Origin of the sequence: Enterobacter sp. KBR-315C3_2022, assembly GCF_041399425.1 — a bacterium.
GTDB lineage: Bacteria > Pseudomonadota > Gammaproteobacteria > Enterobacterales > Enterobacteriaceae > Enterobacter.
This window is the reverse complement of record NZ_JBGKEB010000007.1, coordinates 52,960-71,689: the sequence shown is the minus strand read 5'-3', so window position 1 is coordinate 71,689 and position 18,730 is coordinate 52,960. Positions and strand designations below refer to the sequence as shown.

Genomic DNA, 18,730 nt, shown 5'->3' with positions numbered 1-18,730 from the left:
GTGTCGCGATTCAACGAGAGACAGTCTACGATTCAGGCTGCAAACATGCGTCAGGGGGTGTAAAACAACGTAAAGTCATGGATTAGATAGCCTTGATGTCGTAATTTCTGCCTCGGAGGTATTTAAACAATGAATAAAATCCTGTTAGTTGATGATGACCGAGAGCTCACATCCCTTTTAAAGGAGTTGCTCGACATGGAAGGTTTCAACGTTCTGGTCGCCCATGATGGCGAACAGGCGCTGAGTCTCCTTGACGACAGCATCGATCTGCTCTTGCTCGACGTCATGATGCCGAAGAAAAACGGCATTGATACGTTGAAAGAGCTTCGCCAGACGCACCAGACCCCCGTTATCATGCTGACCGCGCGCGGCAGCGAGCTTGACCGCGTGCTTGGCCTTGAGCTGGGCGCAGATGACTACTTACCCAAACCGTTCAACGACCGTGAACTGGTGGCCCGTATTCGCGCTATCCTGCGTCGTTCCCACTGGAGCGAACAGCAGCAGAACACGGACAACAGCTCACCGACGCTGGAAGTAGACTCCCTGAGCCTGAACCCGGGCCGTCAGGAAGCGAGCTTTGACGGCGAAGCGCTGGAACTAACGGGCACCGAGTTCACCCTGCTGTATTTGCTGGCGCAGCATCTTGGCCAGGTGGTATCGCGTGAACATTTAAGCCAGGAAGTGCTGGGCAAGCGCCTCACGCCGTTTGACCGCGCCATCGACATGCATATCTCTAACTTGCGCCGTAAGCTGCCGGAGCGCAAAGACGGCCACCCGTGGTTTAAAACGCTGCGCGGCCGCGGCTATCTGATGGTTTCCGCTTCATGATAGGAAGCTTAACCGCCCGCATCTTCGCCATCTTCTGGCTGACGCTGGCACTGGTTTTGATGCTCGTTTTAATGCTGCCAAAACTCGACTCACGCCAGATGACGGAGCTGCTCGACAGCGAGCAACGTCAGGGCGTGATGATCGAGCAGCACGTGGAAGCCGAGCTGGCAAACGATCCGCCAAACGATTTGATGTGGTGGCGCAGGCTGTTTCGCGCTATCGACAAGTGGGCACCGCCCGGACAACGCCTGCTGCTGGTGACCAGCGAAGGCCGCGTCATCGGCGCCGATCGCAACGAAATGCAGATTATCCGCAACTTTATCGGCCAGGCGGATAACGCCGATCACCCGCAGAAGAAGAAATACGGTCGGGTAGAAATGGTCGGCCCCTTCTCGGTCCGGGACGGGGAAGATAACTACCAGCTCTATCTGATTCGCCCTGCCAGCAGCTCACAGTCCGACTTTATCAATCTCCTGTTTGACCGCCCGCTTCTGCTGCTGATCGTCACGATGCTGGTCAGTTCGCCGCTGCTGCTGTGGCTGGCGTGGAGCCTGGCGAAGCCGGCGCGCAAGCTGAAAAATGCCGCAGACGAAGTGGCGCAGGGGAACCTGAGGCAGCATCCTGAACTGGAAGCCGGGCCGCAGGAGTTTCTCGCCGCGGGCACCAGCTTTAACCAGATGGTGAGCGCCCTGGACCGCATGATGACGGCGCAGCAGCGATTGCTCTCCGATATCTCCCACGAGCTGCGCACCCCGCTGACGCGACTCCAGCTCGGCACCGCCCTGCTGCGCCGCCGCAGCGGTGAGAGCAAAGAGCTGGAGCGTATTGAAACCGAAGCCCATCGTCTGGACAGCATGATCAACGATCTGCTGGTGATGTCGCGCAACCAGCAGAAAAACGCGCTGGTGAGCGAAACGGTGAAGGCGAACCATCTGTGGCATGAGGTGCTGGACAACGCCGCGTTCGAAGCCGAGCAGATGGGCAAATCGTTTACCGTCAACTTCCCGCCGGGGCCATGGCCGCTGTACGGTAACCCTAACGCGCTGGAAAGCGCGCTGGAGAACATCGTGCGTAACGCCCTGCGCTACTCGCACACGAAGATTGAGGTGGCGTTCTCGGTGGATAAAGACGGGATCACCATCATCGTGGACGACGACGGTCCGGGCGTGAGTCCGGAAGATCGCGAGCAGATTTTCCGTCCGTTCTACCGTACCGATGAGGCGCGCGACCGCGAATCCGGCGGCACGGGGCTGGGGCTGGCGATTGTCGAAACCGCGATGCAGCAGCACCGCGGCTGGGTGAAAGCCGACGACAGCCCGCTGGGTGGTCTGCGGTTAACGCTGTGGCTGCCGCTGTATAAGCGTTCGTAGTTTTCCCCTCACCCCGGCCCTCTCCCCAAAGTGGCGAGGGTGTTCAAGTCCCCTCTCCCCTTTGGGGAGAGGGTTAGGGTGAGGGGTAAGGCGTAGCCTTATCTCCCCCACAATCTCCGCGAATTATCCTCGATCTTGCCGCTAATCCGCCGCTTCTGCATCGTTCTGGTCCAGCTTGTCGAAAGCCCCGCCGCCGACAGCAGGCGGTGATACTGTTCATCGTCGAACGGCATATGCCACGCAATCGCGCAGGCATCGTACACCGACACGTCGCTCAGGCGTGACGCCAGCTCAAGAGGCGCGTCCGCCGAAACCGGCCCCGCCTGCACCACGCGATAGAGCCAGCCGGTTTTGCCCGCGTTTTGCAGCTGCTCTGACATATCCGGAATGCCAAAATGGAAGTTGAGCTTAAAGCACGGCGAGCGCGGCTGCGTCACCTGAATCAGGGCCTCGCCCCAGCGGAAGATATCACCGATAAAAACGTTCTTTTCGGTCAGCCCGTCGGTGGAGAGATTCTCACCAAACGCGGGCGCAACAAACAGCTCCGCCTGCTCCGGGAACTCGGCTATCCAGTGCTGATAGTGCTCGCGCGGATAGTGGCACAGCGCGCGATCGGGCCCGCCGTGGATTTTCTTCTCGGCCTGCTCGTCGCCCGCCAGCCCGAGGTCGGTTAACGTCAGCTCGCCGTCGACCTGAATTTTAGCAATGGCGCTCGGGCGGCTGCCGTCGTAGTCCCTGACCCTGCCCGTAAACACATTCACCGGATAGTGCATATCTACTCCTTCAGATACAAAAAAAGCGAGCCATAAGACTCGCTTCTCAGTCAGGTCAATGCAACCTTATTTTTTCGCGGCGAAACGCGCTGCGGCTTCGTCCCAGTTCACCACGTCCCAGAAGGCTTTGATGTAGTCCGGGCGGCGGTTCTGGAATTTCAGGTAGTAAGCGTGTTCCCACACGTCCAGGCCCACGATTGGGAAGCCGGATGCGCCAGAGATTGCTTCACCCATCAGCGGGGAGTCCTGGTTCGCGGTAGAAACCACCGCCAGCTTGTCGCCTTTCAGTACCAGCCACGCCCAGCCGGAGCCGAAACGGGTCGCAGCGGCTTTTTCGAATTCCGCTTTGAAGTTGTCTACGGAGCCGAAATCGCGCTCGATAGCCGCTTTCAGGTCGCCCTGCAGGGTGGTACCGGTTTTCAGGCCTTTCCAGAACAGGCTGTGGTTAGCGTGGCCGCCCGCGTTGTTGCGCAGTACGGTTTTCTTGTCCGCTGGCAGCTGGTCCAGCTTGGCGATCAGCTCTTCAACCGGCAGGTTAGCGAACTCTGGCAGGCTTTCCAGCGCGGCGTTCGCGTTGTTCACGTAGGTCTGGTGGTGTTTAGTGTGATGGATTTCCATCGTCTGCTTGTCGAAATGCGGTTCCAGTGCGTCGTAGGCATACGGCAGGGATGGCAGTGTATAACTCATAATCCTCTCCATTATTGTCGGGCGGCACAGCTGTTAATGCCGCGTAAGCAGTTGGTTCATTATAGTTAATTAAATGATATTGAAAATGATTATCAATGCCGTACTTTCTATAAGGTTATTGAATTTTTGATCAATAGCGAAATTGTGAGTCTGCTCACGCGGTTAACGGGCTGATTGCCACCCGTGACCCGGAGGCGGCAACCGCTTGAAGGTCATAAAATCGCCTAATTTTTACACTCATCGTGAGAGTGGGACACCACCAGCCGATAAAAACGATGAGGATGTGAACATGAATCATGCGATTACGATGGGGATTTTCTGGCATTTAATCGGCGCGGCCAGCGCGGCCTGTTTCTATGCCCCGTTCAAAAAGGTCAGGCACTGGTCATGGGAAACCATGTGGTCCGTGGGCGGCACGGTGTCGTGGCTGATTCTGCCCTGGACCATCAGCGCCATGCTGCTTCCGGATTTCTGGGGCTACTTCTCCTCCTTCAGCGCCTCGACCCTGCTGCCGGTGTTCCTGTTCGGCGCGATGTGGGGGATTGGCAACATCAACTACGGCCTGACCATGCGCTATCTCGGCATGTCGATGGGCATCGGCATTGCGATTGGCATCACCCTGATCGTCGGCACCCTGATGACGCCGATCATCAACGGTAATTTCGACGTGCTGATTAACACCCGGGGCGGGCGAATGACGCTGCTGGGCGTGCTGGTAGCGGTTATCGGCGTGGGCATCGTGACCCGCGCGGGCCAGCTGAAAGAGCGCAAGATGGGCATCAGGGCGGAAGAGTTTAACCTGAAGAAAGGGCTGGTGCTGGCGGTGATGTGCGGCATCTTCTCGGCCGGAATGTCGTTCGCCATGAACGCCGCTAAACCGATGCATGACGCCGCCGCCGCGCTGGGCGTTGACCCGCTGTACGTGGCGCTGCCGAGCTACGTGGTGATCATGGGCGGCGGGGCGCTGGTTAACCTCGGCTTCTGCTTCATTCGTCTGGCAAAAGTGAAGGACCTGTCGGTAAAAGCCGACTTCTCGCTGGCAAAATCACTTCTTATCAGCAACGTCCTGCTTTCCGCGCTCGGCGGCCTGATGTGGTATCTGCAGTTCTTCTTCTATGCCTGGGGGCACGCCAGCATCCCGCCGCAGTACGACTACATGAGCTGGATGCTGCACATGAGCTTCTACGTGCTGTGCGGCGGGCTGGTAGGGCTGATTCTGAAAGAGTGGAACAACGCGGGCCGTCGCCCGGTCGGCGTGCTGAGCCTGGGCTGCGTGGTGATCATTATTGCCGCCAATATTGTCGGCCTCGGCATGGCAAACTGACTACGCGACTTTACGACTGCGATGGCGCCACTGAACCGGCGTCATCCCAACCTCGCGGTTAAAGACCACGGAGAAGTAATTGCTGTCCTCAAACCCGCAGCGCATCGCCACTTCGCTCACCATCTGCTCCGTATGCTGCAGCAAATACTGCGCGTGGCAAATCCGCAGCTGGCGCAGGTAGTGGTTGACCGTCATCCCCGTCTGGGCGCGAAACTGCTGGCGCAGAACGCGCTCGCTGCACTGGGCCTGCTCGCAAAATTTTTCCAGCGCAAAGCTGCGGTTCAGGCTGCCCGCAAGCGTCGTGATAAGTTTGTCCAGCGGGGTTTCCTGCGCCGTTGCAGACGGATTATCGGCGGCAAAACGGTGGCGCCGGAGGGTCATCACCAGCTGGGCAAAAAGCAGTTCCGACATCGAATGGGCAACCGGGTCGGCCTTATGGCTCTCCTGCTCGAGCTGGGAAATCAGCTGGCGAACCTGGGTCATGCCGCTGCTGCTCAGCCGCCAGTGCGGCGTACTTTTCGCATCGTTGAAGCCGGGAATGCTGGCGGCCCAGTCGACGTTAAGCCGCAGGCGGTCAGGGCAGTAAATGACGTTTTGTAAAACGAGATCGTTCACCGAGGCGTAAGAGTGTTTATCCTCCGCGCGGATGTAAAACAGATCGCCACGCGTAATCCGGTAGGGTCTGTCGTTGAGCACGTGCAGGCCGTTCCCCCGCCACACCAGCACCAGCTCGCAAAACTCGTGGGTATGTTCCGCAAAGACGTTTTGCGGGTAGCGATCGGCCACCGCGACGGCTTGTCCGGCAGAGGCAAAAAAATCATCTTTGCGAAGCGTTAACTGAGCGACCACACCCTAACCTCAACGGTGAATAACCCGACATTATTAGCGTTTTTACGCCGGGAATACGGTGATTATCCTCGCGTTACTGAAGCGTCACGTCTTTGCCCTGGCGAATATCGCGCGGCGACCAGCTAAACTCGCGGCGAAAAAGCGTCGAAAAGTGGTTACTGTCGCCAAACCCGCAGCGATAGGCGATGTCCGTTACGCTTTCGTCCGTGTGGCGCAGCAGGTGGCGCGCCTTAATCAAGCGCAGCCGGTTGAGGTAGCGCTGGGGCGTTAGCCCGGTGTTCTGCTTAAGCTGGCGATGCAGGGTGCGCAGCGATAGGGAGAAATCATCCGCCAGCGTCTCCCAGCAGACGTCCTCGGCAAAATGTTCCTCCAGCCAGGCCATCAGCTGATTCAGCCGCGCATCGTTGTTTCCCATTCCCTCCACCAGGCTACTGCGGCGCAGCAGCACCAGCAGCTGCATAAACAGCAGCTCGCGCGCGGCAAGGGCGTGCGTCTCCGGCCCCTCTTCGCTCTGCTCGAGCTGGCTCACCAGCAGGCGCACCTGCTGCAGCGTGGCCTGGTTGATCCGCCAGTGCGACGGATAATGCCCGTCCTTTTCCTGAGGCAAAAGCTGGTTAAGCCCCGCAAGAAACTGGAACGCGTCCGGGGATCGATAGAGCACGTTGGTCAGGCAAAGGTTGTCGGTATGTTCATAAAGGTGCCTGTCGTGATCGCGCACGAAGCAGACCGTTCCTCCGCAGATGGTGTACGGCTGCCCGTTAAAGACATGAATGCCCGTGCCGTGCTCAACAATCACAATTTCATGAAAATCATGATGATGTTCAGGAAATGACGCCTGGGGAAGCCGCGGCTCAATCGCAACGGGCGACCCTTCCGAAGGAAAAAAATCCACGCTGTGTAGTACGGTCATGTCGGCCACCACTAATGAGAAATGTTCTCAAAATAGTAATTAACGCCCTCCCCCCGCACCTTAAATTTTCGGCAGCAAAGCGCGCAAAACCCGCCCGTTTTTTAAGAAACCGGCGGAAAGATCGGGAAATGCGGGAAGCGTCACACTGCCCCAAAAGCGCGCCACAGCGGGAAACTGTGAACTGCCTCACGTTCACCTTTGCTTTCTTGCCAGCCGCTGTTTTCCGCTGTCACTGGCGAGAAGGCGTCATTTATCGGCCCTTTTTACACTCACCGGTAATGACCTGAAGAAGGACCCGATCATGACTTTTCGCCATTGTGTGGCTGTTGATTTAGGCGCATCCAGCGGGCGCGTCATGCTGGCCACCTGGGACGGTAGCCAGCGCGCGCTGTCGCTGCGTGAAATGCACCGCTTTACGAACTGCCTCCAAAAGCAGGACGGTTTTGAAACCTGGGATATCGACGGCCTGGAAGCAGAGATCCGCACCGGGCTGCAAAAGGTCTGCGACGCCGGGATCCTGATCGACAGCATCGGCATTGATACCTGGGGCGTGGACTTTGTGCTGCTGGACGAGCGCGGCGAGCGCGTCGGGCTGCCGGTGTCCTATCGCGACGGCCGCACCGACGGCGTGATGGCGCAGGCCGTTGCCCGGCTCGGTAAAGAGGCGATCTACGGGCGCAGCGGCATTCAGTTTTTACCTTTCAACACCCTGTACCAGCTGCGCGCGCTGGTCGAGCAGCAGCCGGAAACGGTGGACCGCGCGGCGCACGCGCTGCTGATCCCGGACTACCTGAGCTATCGCCTGACCGGCAACCTCAACTGGGAATACACCAACGCCACCACCACCCAGCTGGTGAACATCAACTCCGACGCCTGGGATGAAACCCTGCTGGACTGGACGGGCGCCCCGGCGTCGTGGTTCGGCACGCCGACCCATCCCGGCAACGTGATCGGCCGCTGGATATGCCCGCAGGGCAATCCGATCCCGGTTGTTGCCGTGGCGAGCCACGATACCGCCAGCGCGGTCATCGCCTCGCCGCTCGCCGACGCGGACGCGGCCTATCTCTCCTCCGGCACCTGGTCACTGATGGGGTTTGAGAGCAAAACGCCCTACACCAGCGACGCGGCGATGGCGGCGAACATCACCAACGAGGGCGGCGCGGAAGGCCGCTACCGGGTGCTGAAAAACATTATGGGGCTGTGGCTGCTGCAGCGGGTGCTGAAGGAGCAGAACGTGACCGATCTGCCCGCGCTTATCGCCGAGACGGAGACGCTCGCCGCCTGCTCGTACCTGATCAACCCCAACGACGATCGCTTTATCAACCCGGCGCACATGAGCGCCGAGATCCAGGCCGCCTGCGTCGAGGCCGGACAGCCGGTCCCGTCCCGGCCCGCGGAGCTGGCGCGCTGCATCTTTGACAGCCTCGCGCTGCTGTATGCCGACGTCCTGGGCGAGCTGGCGAGCCTGCGCGGCAGGCCGTTCAGCCAGCTGCATATCGTTGGCGGCGGCTGCCAGAACCGGCTGCTGAACCAGCTCTGCGCGGACGCCTGCGGCATCACCGTGGTGGCAGGCCCGGTAGAGGCCTCCACGCTCGGCAATATCGGCGTTCAGCTGATGACCCTGGATGAACTGACCAGCGTTGACGATTTCCGTGCGGTCGTCGCGGCGAACCACAGCCTGATGACCTTTACCCCCAATCCCCGCCATGAGATTGCCCGCTACCGGGCGCAGTTTCAGCAAAAACGACTGATAAAGGAGCTTTGCGCATGACCACTCAACTAGAACAAGCCTGGGACCTGGCAAAACAGCGTTTCGCCGCCGTCGGCGTGGACGTCGACGCGGCGCTGCGCCAGCTTGACCGTCTGCCGGTCTCCATGCACTGCTGGCAGGGCGATGACGTCGCCGGTTTTGAAAATCCGGGCGGTTCGCTGACGGGTGGCATTCAGGCGACCGGCAACTATCCGGGGAAAGCGCGCAGCGCAGCGGAACTGCGCGCGGATCTCGAACTGGCGCTGAGCCTGATCCCGGGGCCGAAGCGGCTGAACCTGCACGCGATCTATCTGGAGTCCGACGAGCCGGTGGAGCGCAACGAGATCAGGCCCGAGCACTTTAAAAACTGGGTGGAATGGGCGAAAGCCAACCGTCTGGGGCTGGACTTTAACCCGTCCTGCTTCTCGCATCCGCTGAGCGCGGACGGTTTTACCCTCGCCCACGCGGACGATGAGATCCGCCAGTTCTGGATCGACCACGTTAAAGCCAGCCGCCGCGTCTCGGCGTATTTCGGCGAGCAGCTCGGCACGCCGTCGGTGATGAACATCTGGATCCCGGACGGCATGAAGGACATCACCGTTGACCGCCTGGCCCCGCGCCAGCGCCTGCTGGCCGCGCTGGACGAGGCCATCAGCGAAAAGCTGAACCCGGCGCACCACATCGACGCCGTTGAGAGCAAGCTGTTCGGCATCGGCGCGGAGAGCTACACCGTCGGCTCGAACGAGTTTTACATGGGCTACGCCACCAGCCGCCAGACCGCTCTGTGCCTGGACGCGGGCCACTTCCACCCGACCGAGGTCATCTCGGACAAAATCTCCGCCGCCATGCTCTACGTGCCGCGCCTGCTGCTGCACGTCAGCCGCCCGGTGCGCTGGGACAGCGACCACGTGGTGCTGCTGGATGACGAAACCCAGGCGATTGCCAGCGAAATCATCCGCCACGATCTGTTCGACCGCGTGCACATCGGCCTCGACTTCTTCGACGCCTCTATCAACCGCATCGCGGCGTGGGTGATCGGCACGCGCAACATGAAGAAAGCCCTGCTGCGCGCGCTGCTGGAGCCTACCGCCGCGCTGAAACAGCTTGAGGAAAACGGCGACTACACCGCCCGTCTGGCGCTGCTGGAGGAGCAAAAATCCCTGCCGTGGCAGGCGGTGTGGGAAATGTACTGCCAGCGCAACGATGTGCCTGCGGGCAGCCAGTGGCTGGAGAACGTGCGGGCGTATGAGAAAGACGTGTTGAGTCAGCGCGGGTAATTGCCCCCTCACCCCTGCCCTCTCCCCAAAGGGGAGAGGGAGCAAATCATCCCCTCGCCCCTTTGGGGAGAGGGTTAGGGTGAGGGGAAACTCTCACCGCGATAAATGGAAAAGAAAACTATGCAAACCATCACCCACTCCTGGTTCGTCCAGGGCATGATCAAAGCCACCTCCGACGCCTGGCTGAAGGGCTGGGACGAACGCAACGGCGGCAACCTGACGCTGCGCCTGGATGAGGCGGACATCGAGCCGTACGCCGCCGATTTCCACCAGACGCCGCGCTATATCGCGCTGAGCCAGCCGATGCCGCAGCTCGCGAATACGCCGTTTATCGTCACCGGCTCCGGCAAATTTTTCCGCAACGTGCAGCTCGACCCGCAGGCCAACCTCGGCGTCGTGAAGGTAGACAGCGACGGCGCGGGCTACTTTATCCTCTGGGGCCTGACGGACGACGCCGTTCCCACCTCCGAACTGCCTGCGCACTTCCTCTCGCACTGCGAGCGCATGACGGCAACCGGCGGCAAAGACCGCGTGATCATGCATTGCCACGCCACCAACCTGATCGCCCTGACCTACGTGCTGGAAAACAGCGCCGAGTTCATCACCCGCAAGCTGTGGGAAGGGAGCACCGAATGCCTGGTGGTCTTCCCGGACGGCGTGGGCATTTTGCCGTGGATGGTGCCGGGCACGGATGAGATCGGCCAGGCGACCGCGAGGGATATGCAAAAGCACTCTCTCGTCCTGTGGCCGTTCCACGGCGTCTTCGGCAGCGGCCCGACGCTGGACGAAACCTTCGGCCTGATCGACACCGCCGAGAAGTCGGCCGAGGTGCTGGTGAAGGTCTATTCCATGGGCGGCATGAAGCAAACCATCACCCGGGAAGAGCTGATCGCGCTGGGCAAACGCTTTGGCGTCAGCCCGATGCAGTCGGCGCTGGATTTGTACGCGTAACCGCCTCGCAGACCTAAGACGCTCAGCGAGAGTTAAGGAGAATTATCATGAGTTTTATGTTGGCGCTGCCGAAAATCAGCCTGCACGGCACGGGCGCGATCGGCGACATGGTCAAACTGGTGGCGAACAAGCAGTGGGGTAAAGCGCTGATCGTCACCGACGGCCAGCTGGTGAAGCTGGGGCTGCTCGACAGCCTGTTCACCGCGTTGGACGCTCACCAGATGTCGTATCACCTGTTCGACGAGGTGTTTCCAAACCCAACGGAAGCGCTGGTGCAGAAAGGCTACGCGGCCTATCGGGACGCGGAGTGCGATTTCGTGATCGCCTTCGGTGGCGGCAGCCCGATCGACACCGCCAAGGCGATTAAAATCCTCACCGCGAATCCGGGGCCGTCTACCGCCTACTCCGGCGTCGGCAAGGTGAAAAACGCGGGCGTGCCGCTGGTCGCCATCAATACCACCGCGGGCACCGCGGCGGAGATGACCAGCAACGCGGTGATCATCGACGCCGAGCGCCACGTAAAAGAGGTGATTATCGATTCCAACATCATCCCGGACATCGCGGTGGATGACGCCAGCGTAATGCTTGATATCCCGGCCTCCGTGACCGCCGCCACCGGCATGGACGCCCTGACTCACGCTATCGAAGCGTACGTCTCCGTGGGCGCGCACCCGCTGACCGACGCCAACGCGCTGGAAGCGATCCGCCTGATCGCCCTCTGGCTGCCGAAAGCGGTCGACGACGGTCACCATCTGGAAGCCCGCGAGCAGATGGCGTTTGGTCAGTATCTGGCAGGCATGGCGTTTAACAGCGCCGGTCTGGGGCTGGTTCACGCGCTGGCGCACCAGCCGGGCGCGACGCACGACCTGCCTCACGGCGTCTGCAACGCCATCCTGCTGCCGATCGTTGAAAACTTTAACCGCCCGAACGCCGTCGCGCGCTTTGCCCGCGTGGCGCAGGCGATGGGCGTAGACACCCGCGGCATGAGCGACGAAGCCGCCAGCACGGCGGCGATCCAGGCCATCCGCGACCTGAGCGTCCGCGTCGGCATTCCGTCCGGCTTTAGCGCGCTTGGCGTGACGAAATCCGACATCGACGGCTGGCTGGACAACGCCCTCGCCGACCCGTGCGCGCCGTGCAACCCGCGCGCTGCCAGCCGCGAAGAGGTCCGTGCGCTTTATCTGGAGGCATTATGATCCGCAAAGCCTTTGTGATGCAGGTTAACCCGGACGCGCACGACGAGTACGAACGCCGCCACAACCCCATCTGGCCCGAGCTGGAAGCGGTGCTGAAAGACCACGGCGCGCACCATTACGCCATCTGGCTCGACGAGGAACGCAGCCTGCTGTTTGCGACCGTTGAAATCGAATCGGAGGAGCGCTGGAACGCGGTGGCGAACACCGACGCGTGCCAGCGCTGGTGGAAGCACATGCGCGAGGTCATGCCGTCGAACCCGGACAACAGCCCGGTGAGCGCGGCGTTAAAAGAGGTGTTTTATTTAGCGTAACCCGCTAACGCTGCCGCCTTCGCGGCAGCATTCCTCGCTAGCTGACCTCTACCGTATTACTGCGTGCGGCAATGTCCTGCTTGCTGCTCAGGGTAAATGCCGACACTACCGTCATCGTCAGAACAAAACAGCCCAGCATCAGGTAGGTATCCTGGAAGCCGATCCGGTCATACATATTCCCGGCGAAGGCGGAGAGGAAAATTGCTGCCGCCTGCTTGGCAAACTGGAAGCCAATCAGGTAGATCGTCGCGGAAAGGCGAGTGTCGAACACGCCGGTAATGTATTTGAACGCGCCCACCAGCAGGAACGGAACCTCCAGCGCGTGCAGCATCTTCAGGGCGATCACTTCTGTCACGGTGGTGGCAAACGATGAGCCGATGATGCGCGTCGCCATGATCAGCCCGGCAATCAGCAGCGTGTTTTTGGCCCCGATGCGGTTAATGATCCATGGCGAGCAGAACATGATAATTGCATTGCACATTTCTCCTGCCGTCGTCGTAAATCCGAAGGCGCGGGTTCCCGCTTCCGGCGAGGTGAAGAAGCTTTTAAAGAAGGTCGCAAACTGCTGGTCAAACACGTCGTAGACGCAGGCGACGCCAATGACATAGAGGATGAACATCCACATTCTGCGCTGGCGGAACAGGTTGAAGACCGTTTTCGCCGTGATTTGCGGCTGGTTAGCGCCCAGCGCATTCATGACCTGCGCCGTTTGGTTGGGCTGCGGTTTGGCTACCACCAGCAGCAGCATCAGCAGCAGCGCAGCCGCCGAGCCCATCCAGAAGACGTAAGACGGATCGATGCCGAACAGTATCCCGCCCGTGGAGGCGCACAGCCCCCAGCCGAGGCAGCCAAACATGCGCGCTTTGCCGTATTCAAAGAAGCTGTTACGGCTCACGCGTTCTATGTAGGCCTCAATCGCCCCCGATCCCGCCGAGAAGACAAAGCCGATATACAGCCCGCCGCTCAGCGCCCCAAGCCAGATGTTGGCCTTCAGCAACGGCGCGAAGATGTACAGAAAGAACGGCGCAAACAAAAACAGCAGCACCGCGATAATCCACAGCAGGTGCTTTTTCAGCCCCAGCTTGTCCGAAATCACCCCCAGCACCGGCTGAAAAGCGATGGCTGACAGCGAGATGCAGGAGAAGACGATCCCGGTATGGGTTTTATTCAGGCCGATGATGTCCGACAGCCAGATCGGCAGGAACGGAAAGCAGGTGGCCATAATGAAGAAGTAGAGAAAAAAGAACAGCCCGAAGATCCAGAAGTTAGGGTTGTCTTTGTGGGTACAGGTTGTTGTATTCATTATTTTTATCCTCAACGGAGGGCCGGGTGCCCGGCCCATCACCCTTACACGCGTTCAACGCCAATCAGGATGGCGGTTTCCGGATCCAGAATCGGCAGCGCAATGCCCGCCTGCATCAGCCACTCGCCGCTTGCCGTTTGCGGCGCGTCCATCCACGCCGGCAGCTTGCGCATGGTGTGCCCGCCCTCGCCCGTTAAGCGAATATTCGGGTGATCGAGCAGCGTGATGCGGTACTGCGCGCTGGCCTCCAGCCCCGGCATGCGCAGCGGCATCATCAGGGTGTAGTCCGGCATCTTAAGCTGGCTAACGATAAACAACCCCTGCTTCTTATCGTCGCTCACTATACCCTGCGCCAGCGTGGCGGCATCCGGCATATCGATACGCCACTGGGTGCCGGTGTGGATCACCTCGCGCCACTGCTTATGCAGCGCAGCATAATGACGATAGCCTTCGCGCTCTTGTTCATCGACGGTGAGGGGATCCAGCTCCAGCCCCATATGACCAAACAGCGCGGTCAGGCCGCGGAAGGCGATATCGTGCTGGCGGAACGTCGCGTGGCATTTATGATGACCGATGTGCGCGCCCATCACCTCCGGCGGGAAGAAATAGCTCATCCCACGCTGGATCGTGTTGCGCTCCAGCGCGTCGTTGTTATCGGACGGCCAGAAGCGGTGGCTGCGGGTCAGCACCTCGTAATCAATACGCCCGCCGCCGGAGGAGCAGGATTCAAACTCAACGCGCGGGAAGCGCTTGCCCAGTACGTCCAGCAGGCGGTAGAACTGGCGCGTCTGAGCGTCTGCGGCGGCTTTGCCGTGGTGCCCCGGCTGCACGAGCTCCCTGTTCATGTCCCACTTCACGTAGTCCACGTCGTGCTCGCCCAGCAGCCAGCTCATGCGTTCGACAAGATACTCAAACGCTTCGGGAATGTTCAGATTGAGCACCAGCTGGTGCCGCCCGGTGGCCTGCGCATAGCCCGGCAGCGCCAGAACCCAGTCTGGATGAGCGCGATACAGATCGGAATCGGGGCTTATCATCTCCGGCTCGACCCAAATGCCAAACTCCATGCCGAGCGCCTTAACGTGGTCGATCACCGGCGTCAGGCCGTTGGGGTATTTGTTCTCGTCCAGATACCAGTCGCCGAGCGCGCGGCGGTCGTCGCTGCGGCCCTTGTACCAGCCGTCGTCAATAATAAAGCGCTCCACGCCCAGCGCCGCCGCTTCGTCGGCCATCTTCATGATGTAGGCCGGATCGTGGCTGAAGTAGATCCCCTCCCAGGTGTTGAGGTGTACCGGGCGCGGCTTGTTGTCAGGGAAGCGGATGATATTCTCGCGCAGGTAGCGGTGGAACTGCTGGCTCATGCCGTTCAGCCCGTGCGCGGAGTAGCTTGCGTAGAGGCGCGGCGTCCAGAGCGTTTCGCCTTCATCGATCGCCATTTCACCCGGCAGATAGAGCGCTTCTGCCTGAACGTAGCGGCGACCGTCGGTTTTGGCTTCCACCCGCAGGCGGTGGTTGCCGCTCCATCCCAGATGTACGCCCCACACGTCGCCCTGCATTTCACCAAACGACGGCGTGCCGGAAATCAGCGCCGGAAAGTGTTCATGGGAGGTTTTGCCGCGGCGGTTTTCAATCACGAAGCTGTCGTGCTCCAGCTCAACGCGGTGCGGCTGGAATTCGTGGATCCAGCGGCCGTGAAACGCCATCACCTCCTGCGCGCGCTCGGCCAGAGGCAGCGTCACGGCAATGCGGTCAACCTGCCACGGCTGTGCTTTCAGGTTGGTTACACCGTGGCGCACCGTCAGTACGCCGCTGGCATCCAGCGCCAGCTCGCTGGTCAGACGCAGGGCCGCCTGCGCATCTTCAGCCGTCACCGTCAGGGTTTGCCCCTGCTGCTGCACGCCGGTGGTTGTAAAGACGGGGGAACCGTCTAATCCCAGGCGGTGACCTTCGATGCCCGGCGAGCCAAACAGGCCGTGGCCCAGCTCCGCCATCAGGGTGACCGGGGAATCGACGTCCAGCCTGCCGTTGGCAACCGGACGCGCAAGGCTTGAGGCATCCTGCGGCGAAAAGTGCTGAAGGTGCGGTCCCCAGTAGAGAATTTCGGCGAACGGATGGGTTTTTATCACCACGTCCACGGTGTTGCTTTCGAGTCGTAAAATGGCGTCTTGCATCGGACATCTCCTGTCTTCGGAATGTCCTGAGTGTTGATCCGAAACGTTTCGGATACAAACCAAAACGTTTCGGATTTGTGATCCGCTTTAAAAATTTGCGGTTTTAGGCCGTCTGGCCCGGGGAGAATTCTGGCTGCCACAGCACCTGAAGCTGGGCGATATCGTCGCCGCTTATCAGCTGGCGCACCATGTCGGCAATCTGCCTGCCGACGCCCTGGCGCGTGGACTGGCGCACCGCCGCGACGTCGATATCGACGATGCTGTCCTGCGGCAGGCCGTCATAAACCACCAGCGCGACGGGATTATCGCCGGTTAAGCGCCCAAGCTCGGCCAGCGCCATCGCCGCGCCGTCGCCGTGGGTATTGCAGTCGGTGATGATGGCCGTCGGCGGCTGCGGCAAAGCAAGCAGTTCGCGGGTGGTGGCGTAGCCGACGCGGCGCGACGGCGGCATCGCGCGGAGCCATTCGCTGGACAGCCCGGCCTCGCGCAGCGCGTCTAAAAAGCCATGGCGGCGCTGGGTAATAAACGCCTGGTTGTTGCTTTCGCCCAGCAGCGCAATGCGCTGATGGCCTTTGTCGATAAGCCAGCGGGTGGCCTGATGCGTTCCGGCGTAGTTGTCGAAATCGAACCACGCGTAGGGCTGTGAAAGCTGGCTGCGGCCCAGCGCCAGGAACGGGAACCCGGCGGCCTGAAGCTGCTCGAGGCGCGGGTCGTTCTCCAGCGTGTGCGCCACAATCAGGGCGTCCACGCGGCGGCTTTGCACCATGCGCATGTAACTGTGTTTATCGGCGAGATCGTCATCGGCAATCAGCAGCAGGTCAATTTCATGTCGCGCCAGTTCATGGCTAATTTCGCCGACCATGTCCATAAAAACGTTGTTATTGAGCGGAACGGGATGAACGGGAAACACCAGGCCCACGGCATCGATTTTGCCCATTTTCAGGCGGCGGGCGAATGTGTTTGGCCGGTAGCCACGGCGCTGGGCTTCCGCTTCCACGCGCGCGCGCGTCTCGCGGGAGACGTCGTCATATCCGTTGAGGGCGCGGCTGACGGTGGTAACAGACAGCCCCAGTTCTTTAGCAATGGCTTTAAGCGACATAATTTTCCGTATTGTTTTTAGTTCTGTTCCGCCACCAGCAGCGCGTGCGTGTCCGGCTCCAGCGCCTTAAAGATATGCTCCTGGTCGGCGGGGTAGCAAATATAATCCCCTTCCCCGAGCTCTACCGGCGCGTCGAGTAACCCGACCATCGCCCGCCCCTGCGTCACGATAATATGCTCCACCGATCCCGGCGGATGCGGCTGGGAGATCCTGTCCGCGCCCGGCTGGGTCAGCAGCAGGTAAACGTCGCGCCGCGCGCCCGGCGGACACGCCGCCAGCAAAATCGCCTCGTAGTTTGCCTGCCCGGCCACCACCTTCGTGCCTTCTCCGCGGCGGATCACCTGCGTGGTTGGCTGCTGCGGCTCGAACAGGCGCGCAAAAGGAATATCCAGCGCCACGCACAGCGACCACAGCGTTTCCAGGCTAGGGTTGCCGTTGCCGGACTCCAGCTGCGAAAGCGTCGATTTGGCGACCCCGGCGCGGCGGGCGATTTCCGCCAGCGAAAGGCCGGTTCTCAGGCGCTCACGCACCAGGCTTTTGGCGATCACGCTAATTGGCTGCGTCATAAACGCCCCTTAATTTTGTTAAATCGAACAAATCGTTCGTCTTGTAAAACCATTTCGTTGCGTTCATTATAATGGAAACTCGTTCGATATGGCTAAAATTGTATGACGCATCATCTCTCCTGCCTGAAAGGCGACACCATAAAAGCAATCATCCTGGTCTGCCTGGCGGTGGGCGTCGTCGGGATGTCCTACGGATCGCTGGCGATGGCCTACGGTTTTCCGATCTGGGTTCCCTTCGTGCTGTCGATCACCGTGCTGGCCGGGGCCTCGGAGTTTATGTTTATTGGCATCGTGGCCAGCGGCGGAAATCCGCTCGCGGCGGCGGCGGCCGGTCTGCTGGTTAACGCGCGCCACGTGCCGTTTGGCGTCACGGTGCGCGAGCTGGTGGGCAAGCGCGGCCTGAGCTTTTTAGGCTGCCACATCATGAACGATGAAAGCGTGGTGTTTGGCCTGTCGCAGAAAACGCCGGAGCAGCGCAAGGCCGCCTACTGGCTGTGCGGGCTGGGCGTGGCGATTATCTGGCCGCTCGGCGCGCTGCTGGGGGCGATGGTCGGAAAGCTGCTGCCGGACCCGGAAACCATCGGGCTGGACGCGGTATTCCCGGCCATCCTGCTGGCACTGGTGGTGCCTGCCTTTAAAAACCGCACCACGCTGATCCGCGCCTGCTGCGGCGCCGTGCTGTCGCTGGCCGCCGTACCGTTCGCGCCGGTGGGCCTGCCGGTTCTGCTCTCTTTACTCGGCCTGGCCGCGAGGAAGAAATAATGGAAAACATGACGGTCTTTATTCTGGGCATCGCCATTCTGTCGGCGGGAACCTATCTGATGCGCCTCGGCGGGGCGAAGCTCGGTAGCCGGCTGGCGCTCTCGGAGCGCTCGCAGGCGCTGCTGTCGGATGCGGCAACGGTGCTGCTGTTCTCGGTGGCGCTGGCGACAACGTTTTATGAAGGGGAGCATTTCGCCGGTATGGCGCGCGTGCTGGGCGTGGCGTTTGCGGTGTTCCTGGCCTGGCGCAAAATGCCGTTAATTGTGGTGATCGTGGCGGCGGCGGTGGTTACCGCGCTGCTGCGCCTGGCGGGGCTGCAATAAAAAAAGCGCCCCTGGGGCGCTCTTTCGACGGTGTGACGGCTAACTTATTTGTTCAGTTCAGCGGTCATGTGTACGCGGTTACCGGTAAACGCCTGGGTAATTTTGTAAGAGGACGCGCCCGCTTCCTGAGCCTGTGCGGCGATTTTCGCTTCAGCACCGTCCAGCGTAGAGGCGGATGCGGTCACGGTTTGCGCAGCGAAAGAACCGAATGAAGCAGCCAGAGCGATAACAGCGACAAAAGTTTTGATGCTTTTCATGAGATAAACCCTTTCAGTAAGTTGTT

19 protein-coding genes are annotated in these 18,730 nt (G+C 60.5%); 10 read left to right on the top strand and 9 right to left on the bottom strand.

Features of this window, described 5'->3' with window-relative positions; translation table 11 throughout:
* Positions 1-129: 129 nt before the first annotated feature.
* Both cpxR and cpxA read left to right on the top strand, forming a co-directional pair.
* Positions 130-828 (top strand): envelope stress response regulator transcription factor CpxR, encoded by a 699-nt coding sequence (cpxR, locus tag AB8804_RS09510; protein ID WP_371185328.1) that lies wholly within the window; start codon positions 130-132, stop codon positions 826-828.
* Positions 825-2,198 carry an envelope stress sensor histidine kinase CpxA gene (gene cpxA / locus AB8804_RS09505; RefSeq protein ID WP_371185326.1) on the top strand — a complete coding sequence of 458 codons (1,374 nt, stop codon included), beginning with the start codon at positions 825-827 and terminating at the stop codon, positions 2,196-2,198. Before cpxR ends, cpxA begins: the two co-directional genes overlap by 4 nt.
* Positions 2,199-2,296: 98 nt before the next feature.
* Here cpxA and yiiM read toward each other — a convergent pair whose 3' ends face one another.
* Positions 2,297-2,971 (bottom strand): 6-hydroxyaminopurine reductase, encoded by a 675-nt coding sequence (yiiM, locus tag AB8804_RS09500; RefSeq protein WP_371185324.1) that lies wholly within the window; start codon positions 2,969-2,971, stop codon positions 2,297-2,299.
* 66 nt (positions 2,972-3,037) lie between these two features.
* Positions 3,038-3,658 carry a superoxide dismutase [Mn] gene (gene sodA / locus AB8804_RS09495; RefSeq protein WP_371185322.1) on the bottom strand — a complete coding sequence of 207 codons (621 nt, stop codon included), beginning with the start codon at positions 3,656-3,658 and terminating at the stop codon, positions 3,038-3,040.
* 289 nt (positions 3,659-3,947) lie between these two features.
* On the opposite strand from sodA, the gene rhaT reads away from it, so the two are divergent.
* The gene (rhaT, locus tag AB8804_RS09490) at positions 3,948-4,982 is read left to right on the top strand and encodes an L-rhamnose/proton symporter RhaT (protein ID WP_371185320.1); all 1,035 of its coding nucleotides are present in this window, start codon (positions 3,948-3,950) and stop codon (positions 4,980-4,982) included.
* Here the strand turns inward: rhaT and rhaR are convergent, their stop codons facing one another.
* Both rhaR and rhaS read right to left on the bottom strand, forming a co-directional pair.
* Complete coding sequence (gene rhaR / locus AB8804_RS09485) at positions 4,983-5,831, bottom strand: HTH-type transcriptional activator RhaR (RefSeq protein WP_371185318.1); 849 nt, start codon at positions 5,829-5,831, stop codon at positions 4,983-4,985.
* A gap of 73 nt (positions 5,832-5,904) precedes the next feature.
* On the bottom strand, positions 5,905-6,741 hold the full coding sequence (gene rhaS, locus AB8804_RS09480) for an HTH-type transcriptional activator RhaS (RefSeq protein ID WP_371185316.1): 837 nt from the start codon (positions 6,739-6,741) through the stop codon (positions 5,905-5,907).
* Between the two features lie 301 nt (positions 6,742-7,042).
* On the opposite strand from rhaS, the gene rhaB reads away from it, so the two are divergent.
* The 5 genes from rhaB (at position 7,043) to rhaM (ending at position 12,226) form a co-directional block, all read left to right on the top strand.
* Entirely contained in the window at positions 7,043-8,512 is a 1,470-nt protein-coding gene (gene rhaB, locus AB8804_RS09475) for a rhamnulokinase (protein WP_371185314.1), read from the top strand.
* On the top strand, positions 8,509-9,768 hold the full coding sequence (rhaA, locus tag AB8804_RS09470) for an L-rhamnose isomerase (protein WP_371185312.1): 1,260 nt from the start codon (positions 8,509-8,511) through the stop codon (positions 9,766-9,768). Before rhaB ends, rhaA begins: the two co-directional genes overlap by 4 nt.
* A gap of 120 nt (positions 9,769-9,888) precedes the next feature.
* Positions 9,889-10,719 carry a rhamnulose-1-phosphate aldolase gene (gene rhaD, locus AB8804_RS09465; RefSeq protein ID WP_371185310.1) on the top strand — a complete coding sequence of 277 codons (831 nt, stop codon included), beginning with the start codon at positions 9,889-9,891 and terminating at the stop codon, positions 10,717-10,719.
* Between the two features lie 47 nt (positions 10,720-10,766).
* Positions 10,767-11,915 (top strand): lactaldehyde reductase, encoded by a 1,149-nt coding sequence (gene fucO / locus AB8804_RS09460; protein ID WP_371185308.1) that lies wholly within the window; start codon positions 10,767-10,769, stop codon positions 11,913-11,915.
* On the top strand, positions 11,912-12,226 hold the full coding sequence (gene rhaM / locus AB8804_RS09455) for an L-rhamnose mutarotase (protein ID WP_371185306.1): 315 nt from the start codon (positions 11,912-11,914) through the stop codon (positions 12,224-12,226). The genes fucO and rhaM overlap by 4 nt, the downstream gene beginning before the upstream one ends.
* Before the next feature lie 37 nt (positions 12,227-12,263).
* Here the strand turns inward: rhaM and AB8804_RS09450 are convergent, their stop codons facing one another.
* The 4 genes from AB8804_RS09450 to AB8804_RS09435 form a co-directional block, all read right to left on the bottom strand.
* The gene (locus tag AB8804_RS09450) at positions 12,264-13,529 is read right to left on the bottom strand and encodes an MFS transporter (RefSeq protein ID WP_371185304.1); all 1,266 of its coding nucleotides are present in this window, start codon (positions 13,527-13,529) and stop codon (positions 12,264-12,266) included.
* A gap of 44 nt (positions 13,530-13,573) precedes the next feature.
* A complete protein-coding gene (locus tag AB8804_RS09445; RefSeq protein WP_371185302.1) occupies positions 13,574-15,697 on the bottom strand; it encodes an alpha-galactosidase in 2,124 nt (707 codons plus the stop codon).
* Between the two features lie 103 nt (positions 15,698-15,800).
* Positions 15,801-16,796, bottom strand: coding sequence for a LacI family DNA-binding transcriptional regulator (locus tag AB8804_RS09440; protein WP_371185300.1), 996 nt, complete (start codon positions 16,794-16,796; stop codon positions 15,801-15,803).
* A gap of 17 nt (positions 16,797-16,813) precedes the next feature.
* Positions 16,814-17,362 (bottom strand): helix-turn-helix domain-containing protein, encoded by a 549-nt coding sequence (locus AB8804_RS09435; RefSeq protein WP_371185298.1) that lies wholly within the window; start codon positions 17,360-17,362, stop codon positions 16,814-16,816.
* Between the two features lie 102 nt (positions 17,363-17,464).
* Between AB8804_RS09435 and AB8804_RS09430 the strand changes: the two genes are divergently transcribed.
* Together AB8804_RS09430 and AB8804_RS09425 are read left to right on the top strand one after the other, a co-directional pair.
* Positions 17,465-18,124: an AzlC family ABC transporter permease gene (locus AB8804_RS09430; RefSeq protein ID WP_371185296.1), complete on the top strand. Its 660-nt coding sequence runs from the start codon at positions 17,465-17,467 to the stop codon at positions 18,122-18,124.
* Positions 18,124-18,447 (top strand): AzlD domain-containing protein, encoded by a 324-nt coding sequence (locus AB8804_RS09425; RefSeq protein ID WP_371185294.1) that lies wholly within the window; start codon positions 18,124-18,126, stop codon positions 18,445-18,447. Before AB8804_RS09430 ends, AB8804_RS09425 begins: the two co-directional genes overlap by 1 nt.
* Positions 18,448-18,491: 44 nt before the next feature.
* Here the strand turns inward: AB8804_RS09425 and AB8804_RS09420 are convergent, their stop codons facing one another.
* Positions 18,492-18,704 (bottom strand): DUF1471 domain-containing protein, encoded by a 213-nt coding sequence (locus AB8804_RS09420; RefSeq protein ID WP_015569916.1) that lies wholly within the window; start codon positions 18,702-18,704, stop codon positions 18,492-18,494.
* Positions 18,705-18,730: the final 26 nt, after the last annotated feature.